The organism is Nocardioides sp. NPDC057767 (genome assembly GCF_042798275.1).
In the GTDB taxonomy this organism is placed as follows: domain Bacteria; phylum Actinomycetota; class Actinomycetes; order Propionibacteriales; family Nocardioidaceae; genus Nocardioides.
Map to the genome: position 1 here is coordinate 55,613 of NZ_JBHVKJ010000012.1, position 22,914 is coordinate 78,526.

Annotated in this window: 22 protein-coding genes and 1 pseudogene; 18 read left to right on the top strand and 5 right to left on the bottom strand. The window is 71.0% G+C overall.

Translation table 11 applies throughout. The annotated features are described in order from the left end of the window. Positions 1 to 22: 22 nt before the first annotated feature. The 3 genes from ACFVDI_RS08575 (at position 23) to ACFVDI_RS08585 (ending at position 4,313) form a co-directional block, all read left to right on the top strand. Positions 23 to 1,126 carry an oxygenase MpaB family protein gene (locus tag ACFVDI_RS08575; RefSeq protein ID WP_378902916.1) on the top strand — a complete coding sequence of 368 codons (1,104 nt, stop codon included), beginning with the start codon at positions 23 to 25 and terminating at the stop codon, positions 1,124 to 1,126. 122 nt (positions 1,127 to 1,248) lie between these two features. Next, positions 1,249 to 3,801, top strand: coding sequence for a LuxR C-terminal-related transcriptional regulator (locus ACFVDI_RS08580; RefSeq protein ID WP_378902918.1), 2,553 nt, complete (start codon positions 1,249 to 1,251; stop codon positions 3,799 to 3,801). 65 nt (positions 3,802 to 3,866) lie between these two features. Next, a complete protein-coding gene (locus ACFVDI_RS08585; RefSeq protein ID WP_378902921.1) occupies positions 3,867 to 4,313 on the top strand; it encodes a cupin domain-containing protein in 447 nt (148 codons plus the stop codon). A gap of 87 nt (positions 4,314 to 4,400) precedes the next feature. Here ACFVDI_RS08585 and ACFVDI_RS08590 read toward each other — a convergent pair whose 3' ends face one another. Both ACFVDI_RS08590 and ACFVDI_RS08595 read right to left on the bottom strand, forming a co-directional pair. Continuing rightward, on the bottom strand, positions 4,401 to 4,532 hold the full coding sequence (locus ACFVDI_RS08590) for a methionine/alanine import family NSS transporter small subunit (RefSeq protein ID WP_328528062.1): 132 nt from the start codon (positions 4,530 to 4,532) through the stop codon (positions 4,401 to 4,403). Further along, entirely contained in the window at positions 4,529 to 6,082 is a 1,554-nt protein-coding gene (locus ACFVDI_RS08595; protein ID WP_378902924.1) for a sodium-dependent transporter, read from the bottom strand. The genes ACFVDI_RS08590 and ACFVDI_RS08595 overlap by 4 nt, the downstream gene beginning before the upstream one ends. A gap of 215 nt (positions 6,083 to 6,297) precedes the next feature. Between ACFVDI_RS08595 and ACFVDI_RS08600 the strand changes: the two genes are divergently transcribed. After that, positions 6,298 to 7,461, top strand: coding sequence for a cytochrome P450 (locus tag ACFVDI_RS08600; protein ID WP_378902927.1), 1,164 nt, complete (start codon positions 6,298 to 6,300; stop codon positions 7,459 to 7,461). Then, positions 7,458 to 8,000 carry a TetR/AcrR family transcriptional regulator gene (locus tag ACFVDI_RS08605; protein WP_378902930.1) on the top strand — a complete coding sequence of 181 codons (543 nt, stop codon included), beginning with the start codon at positions 7,458 to 7,460 and terminating at the stop codon, positions 7,998 to 8,000. Before ACFVDI_RS08600 ends, ACFVDI_RS08605 begins: the two co-directional genes overlap by 4 nt. Here the strand turns inward: ACFVDI_RS08605 and ACFVDI_RS08610 are convergent, their stop codons facing one another. Beyond that, positions 8,001 to 8,564: a PadR family transcriptional regulator gene (locus ACFVDI_RS08610; RefSeq protein WP_378902933.1), complete on the bottom strand. Its 564-nt coding sequence runs from the start codon at positions 8,562 to 8,564 to the stop codon at positions 8,001 to 8,003. It abuts the gene before it with no gap. Positions 8,565 to 8,595: 31 nt separating this feature from the next. Here ACFVDI_RS08610 and ACFVDI_RS08615 point away from each other — a divergent pair, with 31 nt between their 5' ends. The 13 genes from ACFVDI_RS08615 (at position 8,596) to ACFVDI_RS08675 (ending at position 21,137) form a co-directional block, all read left to right on the top strand. Further along, positions 8,596 to 9,399: an alpha/beta hydrolase gene (locus tag ACFVDI_RS08615; RefSeq protein ID WP_378902936.1), complete on the top strand. Its 804-nt coding sequence runs from the start codon at positions 8,596 to 8,598 to the stop codon at positions 9,397 to 9,399. Between the two features lie 113 nt (positions 9,400 to 9,512). Continuing rightward, positions 9,513 to 9,605, top strand: a complete 93-nt coding sequence (gene mftA / locus ACFVDI_RS08620) for a mycofactocin precursor MftA (RefSeq protein WP_141802062.1) — start codon at positions 9,513 to 9,515, stop codon at positions 9,603 to 9,605. Further along, entirely contained in the window at positions 9,605 to 9,889 is a 285-nt protein-coding gene (mftB, locus tag ACFVDI_RS08625) for a mycofactocin biosynthesis chaperone MftB (protein ID WP_378902940.1), read from the top strand. Before mftA ends, mftB begins: the two co-directional genes overlap by 1 nt. Beyond that, positions 9,886 to 11,118 (top strand): mycofactocin radical SAM maturase, encoded by a 1,233-nt coding sequence (mftC, locus tag ACFVDI_RS08630; RefSeq protein ID WP_378902943.1) that lies wholly within the window; start codon positions 9,886 to 9,888, stop codon positions 11,116 to 11,118. The genes mftB and mftC overlap by 4 nt, the downstream gene beginning before the upstream one ends. Next, positions 11,115 to 12,311, top strand: a complete 1,197-nt coding sequence (gene mftD / locus ACFVDI_RS08635) for a pre-mycofactocin synthase MftD (protein WP_378902946.1) — start codon at positions 11,115 to 11,117, stop codon at positions 12,309 to 12,311. The genes mftC and mftD overlap by 4 nt, the downstream gene beginning before the upstream one ends. Continuing rightward, positions 12,295 to 12,990, top strand: a complete 696-nt coding sequence (gene mftE, locus ACFVDI_RS08640; protein WP_378902949.1) for a mycofactocin biosynthesis peptidyl-dipeptidase MftE — start codon at positions 12,295 to 12,297, stop codon at positions 12,988 to 12,990. The genes mftD and mftE overlap by 17 nt, the downstream gene beginning before the upstream one ends. Continuing rightward, a complete protein-coding gene (locus ACFVDI_RS08645) occupies positions 12,987 to 13,775 on the top strand; it encodes a mycofactocin-coupled SDR family oxidoreductase (protein WP_378902952.1) in 789 nt (262 codons plus the stop codon). The genes mftE and ACFVDI_RS08645 overlap by 4 nt, the downstream gene beginning before the upstream one ends. Beyond that, a complete protein-coding gene (mftF, locus tag ACFVDI_RS08650; RefSeq protein ID WP_378902955.1) occupies positions 13,772 to 15,178 on the top strand; it encodes a mycofactocin biosynthesis glycosyltransferase MftF in 1,407 nt (468 codons plus the stop codon). Before ACFVDI_RS08645 ends, mftF begins: the two co-directional genes overlap by 4 nt. Positions 15,179 to 15,279: 101 nt before the next feature. Continuing rightward, positions 15,280 to 16,572 (top strand): NDMA-dependent methanol dehydrogenase, encoded by a 1,293-nt coding sequence (mdo, locus tag ACFVDI_RS08655; RefSeq protein ID WP_378902958.1) that lies wholly within the window; start codon positions 15,280 to 15,282, stop codon positions 16,570 to 16,572. 71 nt (positions 16,573 to 16,643) lie between these two features. After that, positions 16,644 to 17,831 (top strand): AAA family ATPase, encoded by a 1,188-nt coding sequence (locus tag ACFVDI_RS08660; RefSeq protein ID WP_378902961.1) that lies wholly within the window; start codon positions 16,644 to 16,646, stop codon positions 17,829 to 17,831. Positions 17,832 to 17,850: 19 nt separating this feature from the next. Then, positions 17,851 to 19,371 (top strand): VWA domain-containing protein, encoded by a 1,521-nt coding sequence (locus tag ACFVDI_RS08665; RefSeq protein WP_378902963.1) that lies wholly within the window; start codon positions 17,851 to 17,853, stop codon positions 19,369 to 19,371. Continuing rightward, positions 19,368 to 20,288, top strand: coding sequence for a mycofactocin oligosaccharide methyltransferase MftM (mftM, locus tag ACFVDI_RS08670; protein WP_378902966.1), 921 nt, complete (start codon positions 19,368 to 19,370; stop codon positions 20,286 to 20,288). Before ACFVDI_RS08665 ends, mftM begins: the two co-directional genes overlap by 4 nt. 243 nt (positions 20,289 to 20,531) lie before the next feature. Next, a complete protein-coding gene (locus ACFVDI_RS08675; protein ID WP_378902969.1) occupies positions 20,532 to 21,137 on the top strand; it encodes an acetate uptake transporter in 606 nt (201 codons plus the stop codon). Between the two features lie 483 nt (positions 21,138 to 21,620). On the opposite strand, the gene ACFVDI_RS08680 is transcribed toward ACFVDI_RS08675, so the two are convergent. Then, positions 21,621 to 21,878: an HNH endonuclease signature motif containing protein gene (locus ACFVDI_RS08680; RefSeq protein ID WP_378902972.1), complete on the bottom strand. Its 258-nt coding sequence runs from the start codon at positions 21,876 to 21,878 to the stop codon at positions 21,621 to 21,623. 37 nt (positions 21,879 to 21,915) lie between these two features. Further along, positions 21,916 to 22,509, bottom strand: a pseudogene (locus tag ACFVDI_RS08685) (DUF222 domain-containing protein); the annotation flags it as partial. Positions 22,510 to 22,914: the final 405 nt, after the last annotated feature.

Here is a 22,914-nt window from a genome sequence, read left to right on the forward strand (position 1 = left end):
GCTGTAGCAAAGGAGATGAGCGATGGTGTTCGGCGTCAAGACTCGCAAGCAGCTGATGAAGCAGTACGAGCCCATGGCCGACTACGGGTTCCTCGGGCCGGACTCGGTCGCCTGGAAGGTGTGGGGCCACCCGACGTCGTACGTCCTGGGTTTCGCGCGTTCGGTGACGATCGAGCACTTCGACCCCAATCTCGCCGCCGCGGTCGTCCAGTCCGGCGGGGTGAAGTACCGGCCCTCGACGCGCTACGGCCGCACGCTGCGCTACTTCGCGCTGCAGCTCTTCGGCGGCGCCGAGCAGACCTGTCGGGCGGCCGACGTGCTGGTCAAGGTGCACTCGAAGGCGATCGGCCACGATCCCGTGACGGGTGGTGAGTACGACGCCAACAAGCCGTCCTCACAGCTGTGGATCCACATGACGGCGTGGCACTCCATCCTCAAGTGCTACGAGATGTTCGGTCCGGGCCGGCTCTCCGAGGACGAGGAGAAGCAGTTCTGGGCCGAGTGCCGCGAGATCGCCAAGCTCCAGACGATCGATCCTGCCACCGTGCCGGCGAGCCGTGAGGAGGTTCACCAGTACTTCGAGGACTGGCGCCCGCACCTGGCCGCGTCCGAGGCGGCCCAGGACATGATCCACTTCATCATCCCGCTGAAGGTCGCGCTGCCACCGGCGATGCCGGCCTGGCAGAAGGCGCTCCTCGCCCCGACGATGTGGGTGATGAGCAAGGGCGTCATCTCGACCTACCCCCGCTACATGCGCGAGATGGCGAACCTGCGCCAAGGGCGGCTCCTCGACGCTGCCGTACGGATCCCGAACAGGCTTCTCCACGCCCTCCTCTTCCGTTCGTTCAACGCCCGGCTCGCCCTCTTCGGCCTGCTCGCGCCGCAGGCAACCCCGGTCGCCGCCCCGGCCATCCTCGGCATCCCGCCGCTGAGCGACAGGGTGTGGGAGGTGCGCGAGGCGCAGGCTCACTTCGGCTTCGACGTCCCCAGCGCGGCGCACCCGGACCTGCGGGCCAAGCAGCGCGATCGGGTCTTCGTCAAGGGCGAGAGCCCCAGCGACGAGGGTCTGGTCGAGTCCGAGCAGCACATCGGCACGATGGACGTGCACCGCGCGGCCCGCGTCTGAGGCGCGTCCTGGAAGAGCCGGCACGGCGCGCTCCGCTGCGCAGGGGGTCGCGGAGCGCCCGGTGCCGCCGATGCCGCATTTTGAGTGATGCGCGCGGGGAACCGGGTCGCTAGCCTGTCGCCATGGAGCGGCCGTGGCCGCTGACCGGGCGGGACGAGGAGCTGCGCAGGGTGGCGGCGGCGGTCCGGCCCGGTGCGGCGGGCGTCATCGTTGCGGGTCCGGCGGGGGTGGGAAAGACCCGGCTCGCCCGTGAGGCGCTGGCGGGCTGCGTACGTCGCGGGGAGACCGTCGTCTTCGCCCAGGGCAGCTCGGCCGCCCGTCCGTTTCCGCTCGGCGCGTTCGCCGGGCTGCTCGAGGTGCCGCCCGGGGAGGCAGCCGAGACGATCGGGCGGGCGCTGGACCAGCTCGCCCGCCGGCCGCCGCTGGTGCTGGTGGTCGACGACGCCCATCTGCTCGACGAGCACTCGGCGATCGTGGTGCATCGGGTGGTGGCGCGTCGGCTGGCCCCGGTGCTGATCACGCTGCGTACCGGCGAGACCGCGCCCGACATCGTGACGTCGCTGTGGAAGGACGACCATCTGCCGCGCCTGGATCTGGCGCCGTTGGAGGCCGAGGAGAGCACCCAGCTGATCGCGCGGGTGCTCGGCGGTCCGGTCGACACGGCCTCCGCGCACCGGCTGTGGACGATGACCGAGGGCAGTCCGCTCTTCCTGCGACACCTGCTGGCCGGGGAGGTGGCTTCCGGGCGGTTCACGGCGGCGTCCGGGATCTGGCGGTGGACCAGCGAGCCGGCGATCTCGCCGGAGCTCGCCGGTCTGCTGGAGCGGGAGATCGGCGACCTCGCTGCGGGCGTTCAGGACGTCGTCGACGTGGTCGCCCTGGCCGAGCCGGTGGAGGTGGCGACGCTGTCCGAGCTGACCTCGGCGGCGGACGTCGAGGAGGCGGAGCGCCGCGGGCTGGTGCGTACCGACGGCCTGGTCGCCCGGTTGGCGCACCCCCTCTACGGCGAGGTACGCCGCGCCGCGATGGGAACGCTGCGCGCCCGCCGCCTCCGCGGGCGGGTGGCGCAGACCCTGGACCCCGAGCCGGACCCCATCCCGCGGGCGGTGCTCACTCTCGACTCGGACCTGGCACCGGAACCGGCGCTGTTCTTGCGCGCCGCGGAGGCGGCGACCCGGATGTACGACCTGCCGCTGGCCGAGCGGCTGGCCAGAGCCGCTGCCGCCACCGGTGACCTGGCCGCCCGGGTCGTGCACGCCGCTGCGCTCTCCTGGCTCAGCCGGGGCGAGGAGGCCGAGGCCATCCACGTGGATCTCGTCGACCGCGTGCCCGATCCCGGCACGCTCGCGCTGGTGCAGCTGCATCGCGCCGGCAACCTGCTCTTCACGATGGCCCGGCCCGACGAGGCACGCCGGGCCCTGGCCGCGGCCGAGGCCGCCGGTGCGGCTCCGGCACACGCGGCCGCGATGTCGCTCGTCCTCGACGTGGCGGACGGCGACTTCGCAGCCGTCCTCGATCGCGCACCGCGGCTGCTGCGGGACGACCTTCCCGACGATCTGGCCGGCATCCTGGTCGCCAGCGCCGCCTCCGCGGCGGCCGCCGTCACCGGCGAGCACGACCTCCTCGACGAGGCCGCCGTCGTGGGCGGGCTCACCGCCGACCGCTCGCCGACCGTCATCCCCGGCTTCGGGCTCGCCGACTTCCAGGTGCTCGGGCACCGGCTCGCCGGCACCCCGGACCGGGGCGCCGACCTGGCCCGGAGAATGCGAGCCGCATCGGCCGACCTCCCGGGTCCGGCCCGGCTGATGGGACTCGTCGTCACAGGTCACGCCGCCCTCGCCTGCGGCCGGGTCGACGACGCGCTGGTCCCGCTCCGGGAGGCATGGGCGGGGTTCGACGGGTCGGGCCATGAGTTCCGCTTCCGCTGTCGTACGTTGCTCGCCACCGCGCTGGCGCAGGCCGGTCGACCGGCGGAGGCGGCTCCGCTGCTGTCCGGCGTGGCTGCCGGGCACCATCCGGCGTACCGGCTCTACCTGCCGGACGACCTCCTCGCCCTGGCCTGGGGTGCCGCCGCGGAAGGGGCGAGGACGGAGGCGATCGGACGTGCGGCCGAGGCGGCGGACCTCGCCCGCGAGGCCGGCTCTCCGGCGTATGAGGTCCTGGCCTGGCAGACCGCGGTCCAGCTCGGGGGCGCGACCGCGGCGGCAACGCGGCGGCTGACCTCGCTGGTCGGGCTCGGCCCACGTGCCGAGGCCGCCCTGGCCCATGCCAGGGCGTGGGCCGCCGAGGACGGGGACGCGCTGCTCCAGGTCGCGCACGTGTGGGCCGGGATCGGCGATCTCGTCGCGGCGGGTGACGCGGCGGCGCAGGCCGCCGACGTGCAGCGTCGGGCGGGCCGGCAGGGGTCGGCCCTGACCGCGGCGGCCGCCGCCGAGAAGCTGGCCGAGAGGTCGGGTGCCCGCACCCCGGCGCTGGTGATCGCGTCCCGGCCGTTGCCGCTGACCGCCCGCGAGCGCGAGATCGCCGCCCTGGCCGCCAGGGGGCTGTCGAACAAGGACATCGCGGCGCGGTTGACCCTGTCGGTACGGACTGTCGAGGGGCACCTCTACCGGGCCGGGCACAAGCTCGGCGTCTCGGAGCGGGCGGCGCTGTCCGATCTCCTCGGAGTCGAGTAGCGCACTACTCGCGCCGTGCTCGCTGCTGCGGCGGATGCTGAAGGCACCCAGCCGAAGGAGGAGACATGAGCACCACCTATGTACGGCCCGACGAGGGTCGGCGCTACCCGATGATCGACGGCGACCACGTCGCGAAGGCCGCCGTCAAGGACGACCTCGGGGCCTTCGAGGTCTTCGAGGTGACCGCCCCGGCCGCGCCGATGGCGCCCCCGCACGTCTCACCGTGGAGTGGGGTGCTGTATCTGCTCGAGGGCCGGGTCACGGCGTACGTCGACGGCAAGCCCTACGACGTCGAGCCGGGCGGGCTCGTGGTCTGCCCGACCGGCACTCCGGTCACCTTCGAGGTGGTCGGCGACTCCGCCCGCTTCCTCGCGATCGTCACCGGCGACCGTGCCGGACGCTTCTTCGCCGACTTCTCCAGCTCCGTCCGTGCGGACCTTCCGCCGGCGGACTCGATGGCCGCGATCCTCTCCGTCACCGAGCGCCACGGCGTCGGGCTCGCGGGCGGATGATCCGCGTGGCATGACGAAGGGCCTGCCCCGGACCGTGGCTGGGCGCCGCGGTCCGGAACAGGCCCTGGATCGGGTCGATGGGACCCGTCAGAGGTCGCGCTTGATCTCGTCCGTGTGCGGAAGGTCGGGGCTGCGTCGCAGGTTGACGACGGCGAGGGCCAGGCCTCCCCAGATGATCAGCATCGCGACGAGCATCATGACGATGGCGGTGCCACTCATGACCGTGCTCCCTTCTCGTTGAAGTGAACCTTGGACAGGGCGTCAGGGTGACGCCACTTCGCCTGTGCGGCCAGGAAGCCGAAGACGATGACGGCCGCGGCCGCACCCCAGCCGAAGACACCCAGCATCCAGGCCGGGTATCCGCCGTAGGGGGTCTTCACGTCCTCCCAGAAGGCGAGCCCGAGGACGAGCACCAGGCCGATCGGGGCCACGATGCTGACCAGGATCCGCCACCAGGCGCCGACGACGATCGAGCTGCCGTCGGAGAGGTGGTCGCTGAACATCGGCAGCACGCGCAGGCCCCAGCTCAGGACCAGCATCGAGATCACGGCGACGAGCAGGATGCCGAACTGGTTGATGAAGTGGTCGAGGATGTCGAGCACGTAGAGCCCGCTCGTGGTCGAGAAGAACACCAGGCTGATCACGGCCATCGGCACGGTGACGGCGATGGTGGCGCCCTTGCGGGTCATCTCGAACTTGTCACGCACTCCGGAGATCACGACCTCGATCACGGACACCAGCGACGTGAAACCGGCGACGACGAGCGAGCCGAAGAAGAGCACGCCGATCAGGGCGCCCGCCGGCGCCTCGCTGATGATCGCCGGGAACGCCACGAACGCCAGGCCGACGCCCGAGGTGGCGACCTCGCCGACAGCGACGCCGTTGGCCTGCGCCATGAAGCCGAGCGCGGCGAAGACGCCGATGCCGGCGAGCAGCTCGAAGCTGGAGTTGGCGAAGCCGACCACGAGCCCCGAGCCCGGCATGTCCGTGTGCTTGTGGACGTAGGAGGAGTAGGTGATCATGATGCCGAAGCCGATGGACAGCGAGAAGAAGATCTGTCCGTACGCCGCCGCCCAGACCGTCGCGTCGGTCAGCGCTCCCCAGTTCGGGGTGAAGAGAGCGTCCAGCCCTTCTGCTGCCCCCGGGAGGAACAGCGAGCGCACGACCAGGATCCCGAAGGCCACGACGAGGACCGGGATGAAGATGACCGAGGTCGCGCCGATGCCCTTCTGGACGCCGAGGAGCATCACGACCAGGATCGCGGCCCACACCAGGAGCAGCGGGATCAGCACGCCCCACACCGGGGTGGCGTCGACGCCCGGATCACCGGCCTGGAGGAACTTGCCGAAGAAGAACCCTTCGGGGTCGTCTCCCCAGGCCTTGTTGACGCTGAAGATCGTGTAGCGCACCGCCCACGCCATCACTGCTGCGTAGTAGACGGCGATCATGAAGCAGATGCCGACCTGCCACCAGCCCAGACCCTCGGTGCCGCGGCGGAGCCGCGCGAAGGAGAGGGGTGCCGAGCCGCGGAATCGGTGGCCCAGTGCGTAGTCGAGGAACAGGAACGGGATTCCCGCCGTCAGCAGCGCCACGATGTAGGGGATGACGAAGGCGCCACCGCCGTTCTCGTAGGCGACGTAGGGGAAACGCCAGATGTTGCCCAGGCCGACCGCTGAGCCGATCGCCGCGAAGATGAAGACTTGTCGCGAGGAGAATGCCCCTCGTTTCGCTGCCGCATCGTCGTGCACGCTCTCTGGTGTCGTGCTCATATCCGCCTCCTTGTTCGGTGATGCGTGTGACGCTTGTGGCGCCAAACTATCGCTGACGACGCTTGTGACGCCGATCACAGCACCATAGTCGCCAGACCGTCGGGAGTTGACCTCGGGGTTGATCGACGGGCGCCGGCGTCGCCGACCCATTGACAAGATCGGTTCAGGTGTTGATTGTGTGAGACATGAACTCAGATCTGTCTCACGGTCGTGCGGTGTATGTTCCGCTGTCCGGCGTGACGTGGGCCGACCCGTGGCCGATGTACGCCGCGCTGCGCGAGCACGACCCGGTCCACCATGTCGTCCGAGGCGACTTCTGGGTCCTGACCAGGCACGACGATGTCTACGCAGCGGTGCGCGACCACGAGACGTTCAGCTCGACCGGAGGTCTGACGACGGCGCATGACGAGCTCGAGCGGATCGGGCTGACCGAGAACCCGCCGATGGTGATGACCGATCCCCCTGCCCACACCGCGTTCCGGAGGCTGGTGAACCGAGGCTTCACGCCCAAGCAGGTCGAGGACGTGACGCCTCGGGTCACCCGCTTCGTCATCGAGCGCATCGACGCGATCAGGGCGGCTGGCGGCGGCGACATCGTCGCGGAGCTGTTCAAGCCGCTGCCGAGCATGGTCGTGGCCCACTACCTCGGCGTTCCCGAGGAGGACTGGGGCCGGTTCGACGTCTGGACCGACGCGATCGTCACCGCCAACGCGGCGCAGGACGCGAGCGTCGGGGCCGGTGCCGCCGCCGAGCTCATGGGCTACTTCGCCGAGCTCATCGAGCGCCGCCGCCGCGAGCCGGGCGACGACACCGTCTCCCACCTCGTCGCCGCCGGGCAGGCCGACGATGACGCCGGTCTGCTTCGGGTGCTCGCGTTCGCGTTCACGATGGTCGCCGGCGGCAACGACACCACGACCGGGCTGCTCGGCGGCGGACTGCCGCTGCTGGCCGCGCGACCCGACCAGCGCGAGCTCGCCGTGCAGGACGTCCCGGCTGCCGTCGAGGAGCTGCTGCGGCTCACCTCGCCGGTCCAGGGACTCGCCCGGACCACCACCCGCGACGTCACGCTCCACGACGTCACGATCCCAGCGGGGAAGAAGGTCCTGCTCTGCTATGCCGCCGCCAACCGCGACCCGCGCGTCTTCGGCGCCGATGCCGAGGAGCTCGACGTCACCCGCAAACCCCGGCAGATCCTGACCTTCGCCCACGGCGCGCATCACTGCCTGGGGGCTGCTGCCGCCCGGATGATGGGTCGGGTGACCCTGGCCGAGATACTCACCCGGATGCCGTCCTTCACCGTCGACCACGACTCCCTGGAGTGGGCGCCGGGGAGCTACGTACGCAGGCCTTTGAGTCTCCACGTCGAGGTGACCGCATGAGCTGGCTGGAGACCGAGCGGACCGAGCTCGCCGCCGAGCGGATCCTCGACGCCGCGGGGGCGCTGTTCATGGAGCGCGGGGTCGACAAGCCGGGCATGGACGAGGTCGCCCGCGCGGCCGGCTGCTCGCGGGCGACCCTGTATCGCTACTTCGAGAACCGGCAGGCCCTGATCCATGCCTTCGCCCACCGCGAGGCGCGGCTGATCACCACGCAGGTCGGGCGGTCGACGGCCGACGTCTCGGATCCGCGCCGGCGGATGGTCGAGGCCGTCCTCGCCTGTCTCGCCGCCGTGCGCGAGCGTCCCCACCTCGCCGCCTGGTACACCGGCGACAGCACCCTTCTCCGCGAGGTCCTCCGTGACTCCCCGCTCATCCGCGGCGCCGCCGAGAGCTACCTGGCCTCCGGCGAAGAGGATCCCGACCTCGCCGACTGGGTCCTGCGCACCATCCTGTCGTTCCTCACCGAGCCCGGCGAGGACGCGGCCACCGAGCGGCGTCTGCTGGAGCGCTTTCTCGTGCCGCTGTCGCCCTCGAGCTAGCTACCCGCGCCGCTCGGCCGCAGCGAGCTCCGCGCGCATCCAGGCACACCACTCCAGCGCCGTACGCCGCGACCGGATGCCGCCTTCGAGCGTGATCCGACTGGCGAACAGCGGGTTTCCGGGATCGAGGGCTCCCGGGTCGTCGGCGATCTCGGCCAGCTCGGCGAGGTAGCGGTCGAGGACGCTCCGGTGGGTTGCCTCGAGCCGGTCGACCAGCTCGTCGGCCGCGGCGGGCTCCACGGTCCAGATCGACCACAGCCGGAGGACCTCCAGGTCGCGGATGGGCTGCGGCTCGAGGTCGCCGACGACCCAGGCCGCCAGCGCGTCCCGACCCGTGCCGGTGATCCGGTAGCGCTTGGTCGGTCGCGGACCGGCGCCCTCGATGACCTCGTGCTCGACCAGTCCGGCGGCATCGAGACGATTCAGCTCCGGATAGATCTGCGAGTGGCGTGCGGTCCAGAAGTAGCCGATGGGCTGGCGCATCCGCTGCGCGACCTCGTAGCCGGTGCACGCGCGTCGCGCCAGCAGGCCGAGGATCGCGAACCCGAGGTTGGAAGTGGTCACGCTGGCGCCCGTCATATGTCAATATTGACATATGACGGGTTGGAAGGGCGCAGCTGCCTGCGTGGCGATCGCCGGCATGCTGCTGGCTGGATGTGGTGCGGAGAGCGACGAGCCCGACGCGACGAAGGAGTCGGGCCCCGTGCTGCCGACGGACGGTCCCTACATCGAGGGTGAGCTCGGCAGCTGTTTCCTGCCGGAGACCGACGCCGGGGTGGATCCGGCGCAGGTCGCCGGCCCCGAGATCACGCTGCCGGCCATCCGCTTCTCGCCGCCGGAAGGGCGAGCCCCGGAGGCGGTGCTGGTGATGCTCCATCAGACCGACGGGAACCGCTGCGGCTGGGGTGACTTCGCGATCCTGGCGGCTCTCCAGGGCGTCGCCGGGCTCTCGTTCGACCAGTGCGGCTACGGCGCGGCCGACTGCCGGATCAAGGATCCTGAGGACCCGGTGCCGCAGGTGCGCGCCGCGCTGAGCGAGGTCGAGAAGCAATGGCCGGGCGTGCCGGTGGTGCTGGTCGGCGCCTCGATGGGTGGCAGCCAGACCGTGCGGGCGGTCGCCGCCGGAGTCGACATCGACGGCTGGGTCGATCTGTCGGGACCGTCGACCTGGGCCGGCGTCGACCTTGCCTCGATCGCCGACAAGATCAGGACGCCGGGGTTGATCGCCATCTCCGAGGACGCCGACGGTGCCGAGGAGGCCGATGCCGCTCGAGCGCTGGCGGAGGCCACGTCCTCGGAGTTCGTCCCCGCGGACGCCGGGCACGGCTGGGAGCTGGTGGTCGAGGAGGGCAGGCTCTCGACGATCGGTCAGCAGATCGTCACGTACGCCGCGAGGTGATCGGAGGCCGTCACACCTCTCTGATCCTGCCCGCAAGACTCTCCGATCGGGGAGGTTGCTGCGCTCACGCCGTCATTAACGTGCGAACGGTCACCACGTGAGAGGAGCAGCAGATGGAACCCCAGAACGAGTCGAACCCGACCGACGTCGCCACCGAGGACCTCATCGAGGAGGTCTCGATCGACGGAATGTGCGGCGTCTACTGATGTCCGACCGCATGCTCGAGGAGCCGTGGACACTCTCGCCCTCGGTGGCGCTGCGTCCTGAACCGTTCGGCGCTCTCGCCTACCACTTCGGCAACCGGAAGCTGACCTTCCTCAAGCGGCCGGAGCTGGTCGAGGTGGTGCGGCTCCTCGAGCATCACCCCCGTCTCGGCAGCGCGCTCGACGCCGCCGGCATCCCACCGGAGCAGCACGACGCGTACGCAGCGGCGCTCCGCGCCCTCGCCGAGACCGACATGATCCGCCCCCGAAACCAGGAGGCAGCGTGACCCTCGCACCTGAACGCCCCACCACTCCCCAGGGCCGCCCCGCAGGCGGCAGCCTCGTCGAGCAGTTCGAGTTCGGCCTCGACGCCCCGATCTGCCTGACCTGGGAGCTGACGTACGCCTGCAACCTGGAGTGCGCCCATTGCCTGTCGAGCTCGGGCCGGCGCGACCCGCGCGAGCTCAGCACGGAGCAGTGCAAGGCCGTCATCGACGAGCTGCAGCGCATGCAGATCTTCTACGTCAACATCGGCGGCGGCGAGCCGACGATCCGCCCCGACTTCTGGGAGCTGGTGGAGTACGCCGTCGACCACCAGGTCGGCGTGAAGTTCTCCACCAACGGCTTCCGGATCACTCCCGAGCGCGCCGCGTTCCTGGCCTCGACGGACTATGTCGACGTACAGATCTCGCTCGACGGCGCGACGGCGGAGGTCAACGACCGCGTCCGCGGAGCGGGGTCGTACGACACCGCACTCAAGGCGCTGGCGAACCTTCGCGACGCCGGCTTCTCCGACGCCAAGATCTCCGTGGTCTGCACCCGGGAGAACATCGGCCAGCTCGACGACTTCAAGGCCATCGCCGACGAGTACGGCGCGACCCTGCGCCTCACCCGGCTGCGCCCCTCGGGTCGCGGAGCAGACGTCTGGGACGAGCTCCACCCACTGCCCGAGCAGCAGCGCGAGCTCTACGACTGGCTGATGGCGCACGGCGACAACGTCCTCACCGGCGACTCCTTCTTCCACCTCGCCGCCTACGGCGAGTCGCTGCCCGGGCTCAACCTGTGCGGCGCCGGACGGGTGGTGTGCCTGATCGACCCCGTCGGCGACGTCTACGCCTGCCCGTTCGCGATCCACGACCAGTTCCTGGCCGGCAACCTGCTCGGCGAGGGTGGGTTCAAGGAGGTATGGCAGTCCTCGCCGCTGTTCACCGAGCTGCGCTCGCCGCAGACCGGCGGTGCCTGCACGAAGTGCCAGTTCTTCGACGCCTGCCGTGGCGGCTGCATGGCGGCCAAGTTCTTCACCGGACTGCCGCTGGACGGCCCGGACCCCGAGTGTGTCCAGGGTTACGGCGAGACGGCACTGGCCGGCGACCGCCAGGTCCCGCCGGCGAGCAAGGACCACTCCCGCAGCCAGGCCAGCCGCAACGCGCCGGTGCTGCTCAATCTCGGTGCCACCAGGCGGCGGCCCGTCTCCGCCTGCAACGAGGACCCGCTCGCCGGAGGTGATCTGTCGTGAAGAACCCGTGGAAGAAGAACCCGTGGTTCGAGTCGGTCGCGGTGGCCCAGGAGCGGGCTCGCCGCCGGCTGCCGAAGCCGGTCTACGGCGCGCTGGTCGCCGGGTCCGAGCGCGGCCAGAGCATGACCGCCAACCAGGACGCTTTCGCCGACCTCGGCTGGGCACCTCACGTCGTCGGGCAGCACGCCAAGCGCGACCTCGGCACGACCGTCTTCGGCCATGCGATCCCGTTGCCGGTCCTGATCAGCCCCACCGGGGTCCAGGCGGTGCACCCCGACGGTGAGGTCGCGGTCGCCCGGGCCGCCGCTGCCCGCGGCACGATCATGGGGCTGTCCAACTTCGCCTCCAGGTCGGTGGAGGAGGTCGCGGCGACCGGTGCGACGACGTTCTTCCAGATGTACTGGACCGGCGACCGCGACACCATGATCCAGCGCATGCAGCGGGCGCACGCCGCCGGCGCCCAGGGCCTGATCGCCACTCTCGACTGGTCCTTCTCGATCGGCCGCGACTGGGGCAGCCCGGAGATCCCCGAGAAGGTCGACCTGCGCACCATGCTGAGACTGGCCCCGCAGGTCGCGGCCCGGCCTCGGTGGGCGTGGCAGTTCGGGCGTACGGGCTCCTTCCCCGATCTCACCGCGCCCAACCTCGCCCCGCCGGGCGGCAGCGCGCCGACGTTCTTCGGTGCCTACTACGAGTGGATGACTACCCCGCCGCCGACCTGGGACGACGTCGTCTGGATGCGCGAGCAGTGGCACCAGATCAGCGGCACGCCGTTCGTGCTGAAGGGCGTGTGCCGGGTCGACGACGCGCTTCGCGCCGTGGACGCCGGGGTGGCGGGCATCTCGGTCTCCAACCACGGCGGCAACAACCTCGACGGCACCCCGGCCGCGATCAGGATGGTCAAGCCGATCGCGGACCGCGTCGGCGACCAGATCGACGTGGTGATGGATGGAGGCGTACGCCGCGGCTCCGACGTCGTCAAGGCGCTCGCGCTCGGCGCGAAGGCGGTGCTGATCGGCCGGGCCTACCTGTGGGGGCTGGCGGCCAACGGCCAGGCCGGGGTCGAGAACGTCCTCGACGTGCTGAGCGGTGGCATCGACTCGGCCCTGCGGGGGCTGGCGGTCGGGTCGGTCGCCGAGCTGCAGCCGGAGCACCTGATCGTCCCGGACGGCTTCCATGTACGCACTGGGTGACGCCACCTGGCCGCAGGTGCGCCGGGGCACGGTCCTGCTGGTGCCCGTCGGATCACTGGAGCAGCACGGACCGCACCTGCCCTTCGACACCGACACCACCATCGCGTCGGCGGTCACGCAGGGGGTGGCCGACCGGCTCGCGGAGCAGGGTGTCGAGAGCTGGGTGGCGCCGCCGATCGCGATCGGCTCCAGCGGCGAGCACCAGTCCTTCGCCGGCACCGTGTCGATCGGGAGCGATGCGCTCCACCTGGTCGTGGTCGAGCTGGTCCGTTCCGCCCGCACCTGGGCAGAGCGGGTCGTGCTCGTCAACGGCCACGGCGGCAACGCCGCCGCGCTGACGAGCGCCGTCAACCAGCTCGCCTTCGAGCGGCAGCCGGCCTGCTGGCTGCCGTGCCGCACCGAGGACTTCGACCTGCACGCCGGCCGCACCGAGACGTCCCTGATGCTGCATCTGCGCCCCGAGTCGGTGCGTCTGGATCTCGCCGAGCCCGGTGACACCCGGCCGCTCGCCGAGATCCTGCCGGCGATGCGGGCGGGCGGCGTCGCGGCGGTCTCGGCCAACGGCGTCCTCGGCGACCCGGCGGGCGCCACGGCGGCGGCGGGAGCCGAGTCGCTCGCCATGATGATCGAGCAGACCACCATGGACGTGCTGGCGCCCGGCGGCGTGGCAGTGGGATGAGCACCTCCCCGCCGGTGGCCGTGGTCACCGGAGCCGCCCGGGGCATCGGGGCGGCTACGGTCCGCCGGCTGGCCGTCGCCGGCTACGCCGTGCTCGCGGTCGACGCCTGTGCCGGACCGGACGCGGTGCCGTATCCCCTGCCCACGACGGAGGATCTGGAGGCCGTCGTCGCCGGGTGGCCGGAGGTCGGGACGTACGTCGCCGACGTCCGCGACCGGGAGGCGCTCCTCGCCGCCGTGACGAGCGCCGAGGAGCGCTGGGGGCAGGTGGACGTCGCCGTGGCAGCGGCGGCCGTGGTCGCCGGCGGCCGACCGCTGTGGGAGACCACCGACGACGAGCTCGCGCTGCTGTGGGACACCGACGCACGCGGCGTGTGGAACCTCGCCGCTGCTGCCGTGCCCGCCATGCTCCGCGGCCCGGATCCGACGCGCTGCCGCTTCGTCGCCGTCGCCTCGGCGGCCGGCAGCCACGGGCTGTTCCGGCTGGCCGGCTACACGATGGTCAAGCACGCCGTCGTCGGCGCGGTGAAGGGCCTCGCCGCCGACCTCGTCGGCACCGGCGTCACCGCCGTCGCGGTCTCGCCGGGGGCGACCGCGACGGACATGCTGGACCAGACCGCCGCGCTCTATCCCGGCACCACCGCGGCCGACCTGGCCGCCCATCAGCTGCTGCGCCGGCCGCTCGATCCCGACGAGGTCGCCGCGGCCATCGCCCTCTGCTGCTCGCCCGAGGGCGCCGCCCTCAACGGCAGCGTCGTGCACGCGGACGGAGGCTTCGGCCGATGAGATTCCCGATCGGCTTCCGGGCCCGCATCCGTGATGACGTACGCCGCATCGACGGCCGTCTGCTGGTCGGCGGTTCGCCGCTGCGTGCCGTCCGGCTCACCAAGGCGGCGCTGGCGTTGCTGGCCGACGGCGAGGTCACCGTGGTCGACGCGACGACCGACGCGCTCGCCGCCAGGCTCGTCGACGGGAACCTGGCCGACCCGGTGCTCGACGGACCCGGCCTGGAGCCGACGGAGCTCACCGTCGTGATCCCGGTCCGGGACCGGCCCGACCAGCTCGACCGTGCGCTCGAGCCGCTGAAGGGCCTCCATCGCATCGTCGTCGACGACGCCTCGCTCGATCCCGACGCCGTCGCGAGGGTCGCCCACCGCCACGGCGCACATCTCGTGCAGCTGCCGGAGAACCTCGGCCCCGCCGGCGCGCGCAACGCCGGCCTGCGAGCGGTGCGCACCCGGTTCGTCGCGTTCGTCGACTCCGACGTCACCGTCCGGGCGAGCACGCTCCTGAACCTCTCCCGCCACTTCGCCGACAGCCGCGTCGCGCTGGTCGCGCCGCTGGTGCGCAGCCGCGCCCGCAGCCGGGCCCCTCGGTGGTTCGAGCGCTTCGACGAGGACGACTCCTCCCTCGCCCTCGGCACCCGGGCCTGTGTCGTACGCCCCGGGGCCGCGGTGGGCTGGCTGCCCAGCGCCTGCCTGGTGGGACGTACGGAACGGCTCGGGGCGGGGTTCGAGGAGACGATGCGGGTGGGCGAGGACGTCGATCTGGTCTGGCGCCTGGTCGAGGCCGGCGAGGTGGTCCGCTACGACCCCGAGCAGGTGGCCTGGCACGACACCCGCACGACCGTCCGTGGCTGGCTGGGCCGCAAGTACCTCTACGGCACCGGCGGCGCGGACCTCGCCGTCAGGCACGGCCGCAAGGGCGCCCCGGCGGTGATGACGGCGAGCATGGCGGCCACCGCGGCGGCGCTGATGGTGCATCGCCGGTGGTCGCTCCCGGTCGCCGCCGCCGGGATCGCCTACGGACTCCTCTCGCTGCGCCGACGGCTGCCCGAGACCCCCGGGCGAGACCGGCTCGCGGTCCAGCTGTGTGCCCAGGGGCTCGGCTGGACGGTCCGCCAGGAGGCTGCGCTGCTGCTGCGGCACTGGTGGCCGCTGACCGTGCTCCTCGCCCCGCACAGCGCTCTGCTCAGGCGCGCGCTGGCGGCCTCCCTGGTCGTCGACGTGGTCGTCGCCCAGGTCGACAACCTCGGCACGCGCTACCGGCCGCTGGCCCGGCGGCTGGACGACCTGGCGTACGGAGCGGGGCTCTGGGCCGGCGCGATCAGAGCACGTTCGGTGACCTGTCTGCTGCCGCGCCGACCTGGCCAGAAGACCGGCCAGGGAGGCACCTCTCCCAACGGGTAGGTAGGCCCCTCCCGGGCCGGGCTGTTTCCCGTTCCTCGCCTGTTCGCGGCCCTTTCGCCGTACCTAATGTGCTGAGCGTCACACACCAACGGAGGTTTGCCATGCAGGTCGACGAACTACTCAAGCCCTTCCCGATCAAGGAGTTCCACCCCTTCCCACGCGCCCTCATGGGCCCCGGCGCTCACGAGATGATCGGGCCCGAGGCTCTCAAGATGGGCTTCCGCAAGACCCTGGTGATGACGTCCGGCCTGCGCGGCACGGACATCGTCAACAAGATCGTCGAGTCGATGAAGTACCACGGCCTCGAGGTCGTCGTGTACGACAAGGTCGAGTCCAACCCCAAGGACTACAACGTCATGGACTCGGTCAAGCTCTACCAGGAGAACGAGTGCGACTCGTTCGTCTCCATCGGCGGCGGCTCGTCGCACGACGCCTGCAAGGGCGCGCGCATCTCGGTCGCCCACGACGGCCGCAACGTCAACGAGTTCGAGGGCTTCAACATGTCCGAGAACCCGAAGAACCCGCCGCACATCGCGGTCTCGACCACGGCCGGCACCGGTTCGGAGACGTCCTGGGCGTACGTCATCACCGACACGACCACGGACCCCGACAACCCGCACAAGTACGTCGCCTTCGACGACGCCTCGGTCGCCAGCCTGGCGATCGACGACCCGGTGCTCTACTACGACTGCCCGGTCGACTACACCGCGCAGTGCGGCTTCGACGTCCTGGCGCACGCCAGCGAGCCGTACGTCTCCCGGATCAACTTCCAGCCGTCGCTGGGCAACGCGCTGCACGCGATCAAGCTGACCTCGGAGCACCTGCGCCAGGCGGTCTGGAACGGCACGGACCTCGGCGGCCGCGAGGGCATGATGTACGCCCAGTACATCGCCGCTCAGGCGTTCAACTCCGGCGGGCTCGGCATCATCCACTCGATCAGCCACGCGGTGAGCGCCTTCTACGACACCCACCACGGCCTCAACAACGCGATCGCGCTGCCGCGGGTGTGGGCGTTCAACATGCCCACGCACTACAAGCGGTTCGCCGACATCGCCCGGGCGATGGGCGTCGACACCCACGGCATGACCGACGTGCAGGCCGCCGACGCGGCCCTCGCCGCGGCCATCCGGCTGCTGCGCGACGTCGGCATCACCGAGCGGTTCGTGGACGTCACGAAGGACACGTACTCGAAGAACCGGCTCGGCCAGGGCCCGACCGCCTACTACGAGAACGCGCCGAAGATCGTCGGCGACGCCGCTGACGTCGACCGGATCACCAACCACGTCCTCGGTGACGCCTGCACGCCGGGCAACGCCAAGGAGTGCACGTTCGAGACCGTACGTCCGGTGGTCGACCACTGCCTGAACGGCGACCTGGACGACCTGCTCGGCTGATTCACCCAGTGTGGCGGGCCCGGTCAGCCGGGTCCGCCACTCCGGCCCACCCACCACCTCGAGGAGTGCACGTGTCGACCACCACCGAACCGATCCAGGGCTTCACCGACGTCGCGGACACCCGCGCCCAGCTGGCGGCGTGCGGCTACCTCGCCGACGACCGGCTCGCCACCACGGTGTTCCTGCAGACCCGGCTGGAGAAGCCGGTCCTGCTCGAGGGCCCGGCGGGCGTCGGCAAGACCCAGCTGGCCGAGAGCCTCGCGACCGCGACCGGGCGGCGCCTGATCCGGCTGCAGTGCTACGAGGGCCAGGACGAGACCAAGGCGCTCTACGAGTGGGACTACGGCAAGCAGCTGCTCTACACCCAGATCCTGCGCGAGAAGATCGGCCAGGTCGTCGAGGACGCCGCCGACCTCAACGAGGCCGTCGAGCGGATCGCCAAGCAGGACTCGGTCTTCTTCTCGCAGCGCTTCCTGGCCGCCCGGCCGCTGCTCGAGGCGATCGACTCCGACACCCCGGTCGTGCTCCTCATCGACGAGGTCGACCGCGCCGACGAGGCCTTGGAGGCGGTGCTGCTCGAGCTGCTCGCGGAGTTCCAGATCTCGATCCCCGAGGTCGGCACGGTGACCGCCAAGACGATGCCGTACGTCGTCCTCACCTCGAACAACACCCGCGATCTCTCCGCCGCGCTCAAGCGCCGCTGCCTGCACCTCTTCCTCGACTATCCCGACGCCGTCCGTGAGCTGGAGATCATCCGGTCCAAGGAGACCGGCCTCGCCGACTCGCTCGCGGCCCGCCTCGTCGACATCGTCCGCGGCATCCGCGAGCTCGAGCTGCGCAAGGCGCCCAGCATCTCCGAGACCGTCGACTGGGCTCGTACGCTGGCGGTGCTCGGCGTCGAGGAGCTCACCGCCGACGTGCTCTCCACGACGCTCAACGTGGTGGTGAAATACGAGCGCGACCTGAAGCGGGTCATGGACGCGCTGCCGCGGCTGGTCGACCCGAACGCCGAGGTGCCCGACCACCTGCACGGCCATGGTCACGGGCACGGTCATGGTCACTCGCACGCCCCGGCCGCGGAGGACCGTGTCGAGGGTGACGTCGACGGCCGCGCCGAGCGGAAGGCGAAGGACCAGCCCGGCCGGCACAACGCGGGCTACTACGGCGGTGCCGGCGGCACCGGGCCGCGTACGGCCCCGGCGGTGTCCACGAGCCAGGGCACCCGGGCGTTCCCGTCGACCCGCAAGCGTCCGGTCTGAGGCGGGAGCGAGGCCCGACATGGAGACCGCACTGCACCGCTTCATCCGGCTGCTCCGGCTCTACGGCGTACGCGTGAGCACCGCCGAGGTGATCGACGCGATGCACGCGGTCGCCCAGCCCGGGGTGCTCGAGCAGCGCCACCTGCTCCACGCCGCGCTGACCGCGAGCCTGGTCAAGGACCGCCGCGACCTGGACACCTTCGACCTGGTCTTCGACCGATTCTTCGGGCTGCGGCCGGTGGTCGAGGAGGAGGACGAGCACGGGCACAGCCACGACGACCTCTCCGACGACGGGCAGCTGACCGACTTCACGCTCTCCGAGGAGCCGGGCGAGGTGCCGGAGGACGGGCACAGCCACGGCAAGCCGGACGACATCAAGGAGTACTTCAAGCCCGAGGACATGGCGCAGCGCTACAACCTCCACCAGGAGGCGAACAAGATCGACATCGCCGCGCTCACCGACGAGATCGTCCTCTCCAACGACCCGAAGTCGAGCCCCGGTGAGGCCGCGCGGGTCCAGCTCTCCACGAGCCGGATGCACAACCCCGGCAACCCGGGCGACCTGATCCGCGACGCCGGGATGCAGCTCGACACCGAGCTGTCCGTGCAGGAGGAGATCGCGCTGCTGAGCTGGCTCGAGGAGCGCGAGCCGGACAGCAGCATCGACGACGACGATGCCCTCGCGGAGCTCCGCAAGGCCCTCTCGCCGTGGTTGGCCACGCTGCCCGAGCGGATCCGTGACCACCTCGAGCGGCTGATGAGCATGGAGCGCGAGATCGAGTCGCGCGAGATCCAGGCGGCGCAGGCCGAGACCGTCGCCGAGCACGACCGCGCCGCGCTGGAGGAGTCGCTGCGGCGGCTGCTCAGGAAGCTCCACGGCGCCCCGCGCCCGCGGCGTACCGTCGCCGCGCGCGGCATCGTCGACGGCCGCCGAACGATGCGTACCAACATGAAGTACGACGGCGTGCCGTTCCGCCCGGTCACCGTCGCGAAGGCGCACGACCGGCCCCGGCTGCTCGTGCTCTGCGACGTCTCCCTGTCCGTACGCTCCACCGCCCGCTTCACGCTGCACCTGCTGCACAGCCTGCAGTCGGTGGCCACCTCCGTCAGGTCGTTCGCGTTCGTGAAGGACCTGGTCGAGATCACCGACCTGTTCGCCGAGCACCGGATCGAGGAGGCCCTGTCCCTGGTGCTCTCCGGGCTGCCGGCCGGGGGCGTGCTCGACGTGGACGCCGACTCCGACTACGGCTCCTCGTTCGAGCAGTTCCTGGAGCAGTTCGGCTCCGCGGTGAACCGGAGGACCACGCTGGTGATCCTCGGCGACGGCCGCGGCAACGGCAAGGACCCGGGCTTCGCCGCGTTCGAGGAGCTCACCCGGCGGGCCCGCTCGACGATCTGGCTCACCCCCGAGCCGCGCTACTCGTGGGCGCTCGGCGGCTGCGACCTGCCGGAGTACGCGGAGTGGTGCGACAAGGTCCAGGTCGTCCGCAACCTGCGCGGGCTGGACAACGTCACCCAGACGATGCCGGCCGGACGATGAGCACCCCGCCGGGCGACCTGGCCGTGATCGACGCGCTCCGCCCCGGCCCAGAGGCGGGGGTCTACCGCGACGAGGTGGTCAGTGTCCGGGCCTGGCAGGGCCCTCGCCCGCGACGCCACCTCGGGACGATCCGCACCCGCCACTTCGACGTGCGCCGCGAGGGCCACCAGGTCCATCTGGTCCACTGCCTGCGGACCGACCAGATCGACGACGACCTCTCCGGGCTACTCGCCGAGGAGCTGTTCCAGCCGGGGTGGCTGCGCGGTCCGGACCTGTTCGAGCGGCTCTTCACCGGGGTCGTGGTCAGCAGCGCCCCTGACCCGGGGCAGGCGTGGGCCGCGTTCTACCGCAACACCCTGCGCCACGTGGAGGCGGCGCTGGAGCGCCCCGGTCCCACCCCGGCCGGCCACGGGACCGTCGCCGAGTACGCCCCGGTCTACCGCTACGTCGAGCAGCAGCTGGCGCGTGGCTCCGTCCTCGAGGTCGGCTGCTGCTTCGGGTTCCTCTCGCTTCGGCTGGCCGCCGCGGGACGGGACGTGACGGCCTCCGACCTCTCCGCCGGCACCGTCACGCTGCTCCGTGCCGCGGCGTCCCGGCTGAAGGTGCCGCTGGCCACGCGAGCCGCCGACGCCACCCGGCTGCCGTGGGCCGCCGACGCGGCCGACAACGTGCTGCTGATCCACCTGCTCGAGCACATCGAGCCGAGCCTCGGCGACCGGGCGGTCGCCGAGGCGATCCGGGTCGCGCGCCGCCGGGTCGTGATCGCTGTACCCCTCGAGGACGAGCCCGACGAGACCTGGGGCCACGTCCGGACCGTGTCGCTGGACGACCTCGCCGCCTGGGGCGAGGCCTCGGGACACCCGCACCGCGTCGTCGAGCACCACGGCGGCTGGCTCGTCATCGACACCGACCGCTGATCGCTCCTCGCCGGTCGACCTGTCCGTCGACGACGCGGGCGCTCATCGGCCCCGTCAGCTCCGCGTCAGGCCTGGTCACAGGCCTGTCCGACCTGTCCGTCGGCCGCACGCAACCGGGCAGGAGGCCTACCCGAGGGCAGGTGCGCGACCGCCCACTCGGCGGGTCTGCCGGTGTGTCGTACGTCACTACCTTGAGGGAACCGTAGCCCAGCCCGGACCACGGCTGACTCCCTGGAGGAACTGATGACGAACACATCCATCGATGCAGAGGTGCCCGCTGTGCAAGGCACCACCCCGACGGCCTGGGGCGACCCGTTCCCGCTCGGCCTGGCCAGCTTCGGGATCTCGGCGCTCGTGCTGTCCAGCGTGATGTCGGGACTCGTGGACGCGGCCGCCCTGCCGGCGGTGCTGCCCCTCGCGCTGGCGCTGGGCTTCGCCACCGAGCTCCTGGCCGGTCTGGTCCACTACCGCCGCGGTGAGACGTTCCCGGCCCTGGTGTTCACCGCGTACGCCGGGTTCTGGCTCTCCTATGCGCTGCTGGTGCAGTTCTACGGTCCGATGGTGACCGCGGACGGGGCTGCGATCACCGGGATGTTCCTGCTGGCCTGGGCGCTGTTCACCACCTACATGCTGCTGGCGGCGCTGCGCACCAACACCACCACGATCGTGATCTTCGTGCTCCTGGCCGCGGTCTTCTACCTCGCGGCCTTCGGGTCGTTCCTCGGCAGTGCCGCTCTCGGCCGGACCGCCGGCTACGTGCTCATCCTGGACGCCCTGGTGGCGCTCTACGCCTCGGCGGCGATCATCGTGAACACGACCTGGGACCGCACCGTTCTGCCCGTGCCGTGACGCGCTCAGGCCGCCAGCACTCACCGTCGTCGGGTGCCCAGCATCACGAGCGACCTGGGCATGGACCAGCACGATCCGCGCCAGAGTCCTGCTGTCGCCGTTGCGTAGCCCTTCACGGACGTACGCAGGGGCGTGGGTCGTAGGACCTGGGCGCGGTCGTGTGATGGGAGCAGGGTGGGAAGGCATTGGAGGCCGGTCGCGACACCGTTGTTCCACGTGACCGTTGTCGAGTCGGCGCACATGCCCACCAGACCGTTGGCCAGAAGCGGGACAGGCGCGCCGATCCGACGGCTGTAGGTGGGGCAGATGCGCCGACTCGGCCGGTTCTGGTGGGACAGATGCGCCGACTCGGCCGGTTCTGGTGGGACAGACGCGCCGACTCGGCCGGTTCTGGTGGGACAGACGCGCCGACTCGACCGGTTCTGGTGGGGCAGACGTGCCGGGTCGGCGAGTGTGTTGGTGGGCTGGCTCTGAACGGTCGGCCTAGGTGCGTCTGGTGAAGCGGATGTCGCCGTTGGGGAGGCGTTCGTGGAGGTAGGTGGGGTCGTGGGCGCGGTGGTGGTGACGGCTGCAGAGCAGCGCGGCGTTGGACAGGTCGGTCGCACCTCCTTGAGCCCAGGCGATCCAGTGGTGGGCTTCGGCCCAGGTGCCGAAGATGTCGCAGCCTTCGGCTTCGCAGGTCGCTGAGCGAAGGAGGAGGGCTCGGCGTTGGGCGGCGGTGAGCGGTGGCGTCCCCGCCATGGATGGGCAGTCTGGCCGGGTCGAGGGTCTCGAGCAGTTGGCAGAGTGCCTGGCCGAGGCGGCGGTCGTAGGGGAGGTAGTCGCCGGTGTCGGTGCGGGTGCCGTCCTCACGGCGGGGTGAGGCGAACGCCTCGAGATTCGTCGCCAGCCGGTCCGCGGCCGCGTCCGGGATGACCGCGGTGATGCGGGTGGTGCCATCCCCGAGGCGGCGCATGCTCAGCCGGGTCTTCTTCCGGGCGTGGGCCTCTTCGGCGGCGAGGCGTTTCGCTTCTTCGGCTTCGGCGATCTCGGGGGCGATCACGTCGAGGGTCCGGCGGCCGAGGCGGCGCAGCTGGGTCGGGTCGAACTGGGTGGCGTAGGCGACCAGGGTCTCCTCGGCTTTGGTCTTGATCTCGACATCGAGGTCGGCGGGGAGATCGTCGAGTGCCTGGGTGATCACCTGAGCCTGGGCGGGGTTGCAGGCCCCTGCCCGCATCGCTTCGGCGACCAGCCCGTAGGACCGGTCCAGTGCGGTAGCCAACCGCAGGTCGGCCCGCAGCACCTCAGGACGTTGATGGGTGTGGTGATGCAGCCACGCCGCCATGTCCCGGGCGGCTCCGCTCCAACGCACCGGTGACGGCAACCACGGCATCGAGCACCCATGAACGACGGGTTGGCCTCCGCGACCCGACTCTTCACACCCGCCCACGCAGGTGTGTTCTGGTTCGCTGGTCTCGGAGGCCCGGCAGTACGGGCTATTACTTACCCTCGCAGTTCAGCGTTCACGCCCCTGGTTCCCCTGGATTACCCACACCCAGGAGGGTGGGGTACGCCTCTTTCGAGGTGGTCGGCCATCACGTTTACGCCTGCGCCGAGCCTACCACGCGAAGCAAAATGAAGCGAACCCGATCAGGGACAGGTATCCCAAACCAAAGCCAGAACGCTGCTGGAACCCAGACAAGTCAGGCAAATGGCACCCAACCCGGACGCCCTGGCTTGTAAAATCTCCCAACCCAAACCCGGTATCGGCCCCACCCGCGCTGGAACCCAGGCCTGA

What these genes read in the sequence shown, in the direction of transcription:
- ACFVDI_RS08680 (WP_378902972.1), bottom strand. Translation starts at nt 21,878, where the DNA reads ATGGCGGGGACGCCACCGCTCACCGCCGCCCAACGCCGAGCCCTCCTC.
- ACFVDI_RS08590 (WP_328528062.1), bottom strand. Translation starts at nt 4,532, where the DNA reads ATGAGTGGCACCGCCATCGTCATGATGCTCGTCGCGATGCTGATCATC.
- mftM (WP_378902966.1), top strand. Translation starts at nt 19,368, where the DNA reads ATGAGCACCCCGCCGGGCGACCTGGCCGTGATCGACGCGCTCCGCCCC.
- ACFVDI_RS08615 (WP_378902936.1), top strand. Translation starts at nt 8,596, where the DNA reads ATGACGGGTTGGAAGGGCGCAGCTGCCTGCGTGGCGATCGCCGGCATG.
- mftE (WP_378902949.1), top strand. Translation starts at nt 12,295, where the DNA reads ATGTACGCACTGGGTGACGCCACCTGGCCGCAGGTGCGCCGGGGCACG.
- ACFVDI_RS08585 (WP_378902921.1), top strand. Translation starts at nt 3,867, where the DNA reads ATGAGCACCACCTATGTACGGCCCGACGAGGGTCGGCGCTACCCGATG.
- ACFVDI_RS08675 (WP_378902969.1), top strand. Translation starts at nt 20,532, where the DNA reads ATGACGAACACATCCATCGATGCAGAGGTGCCCGCTGTGCAAGGCACC.
- ACFVDI_RS08595 (WP_378902924.1), bottom strand. Translation starts at nt 6,082, where the DNA reads ATGAGCACGACACCAGAGAGCGTGCACGACGATGCGGCAGCGAAACGA.
- ACFVDI_RS08575 (WP_378902916.1), top strand. Translation starts at nt 23, where the DNA reads ATGGTGTTCGGCGTCAAGACTCGCAAGCAGCTGATGAAGCAGTACGAG.
- ACFVDI_RS08645 (WP_378902952.1), top strand. Translation starts at nt 12,987, where the DNA reads ATGAGCACCTCCCCGCCGGTGGCCGTGGTCACCGGAGCCGCCCGGGGC.
- mftA (WP_141802062.1), top strand. Translation starts at nt 9,513, where the DNA reads ATGGAACCCCAGAACGAGTCGAACCCGACCGACGTCGCCACCGAGGAC.
- ACFVDI_RS08580 (WP_378902918.1), top strand. Translation starts at nt 1,249, where the DNA reads ATGGAGCGGCCGTGGCCGCTGACCGGGCGGGACGAGGAGCTGCGCAGG.
- mdo (WP_378902958.1), top strand. Translation starts at nt 15,280, where the DNA reads ATGCAGGTCGACGAACTACTCAAGCCCTTCCCGATCAAGGAGTTCCAC.
- ACFVDI_RS08665 (WP_378902963.1), top strand. Translation starts at nt 17,851, where the DNA reads ATGGAGACCGCACTGCACCGCTTCATCCGGCTGCTCCGGCTCTACGGC.
- mftF (WP_378902955.1), top strand. Translation starts at nt 13,772, where the DNA reads ATGAGATTCCCGATCGGCTTCCGGGCCCGCATCCGTGATGACGTACGC.
- ACFVDI_RS08605 (WP_378902930.1), top strand. Translation starts at nt 7,458, where the DNA reads ATGAGCTGGCTGGAGACCGAGCGGACCGAGCTCGCCGCCGAGCGGATC.
- mftB (WP_378902940.1), top strand. Translation starts at nt 9,605, where the DNA reads ATGTCCGACCGCATGCTCGAGGAGCCGTGGACACTCTCGCCCTCGGTG.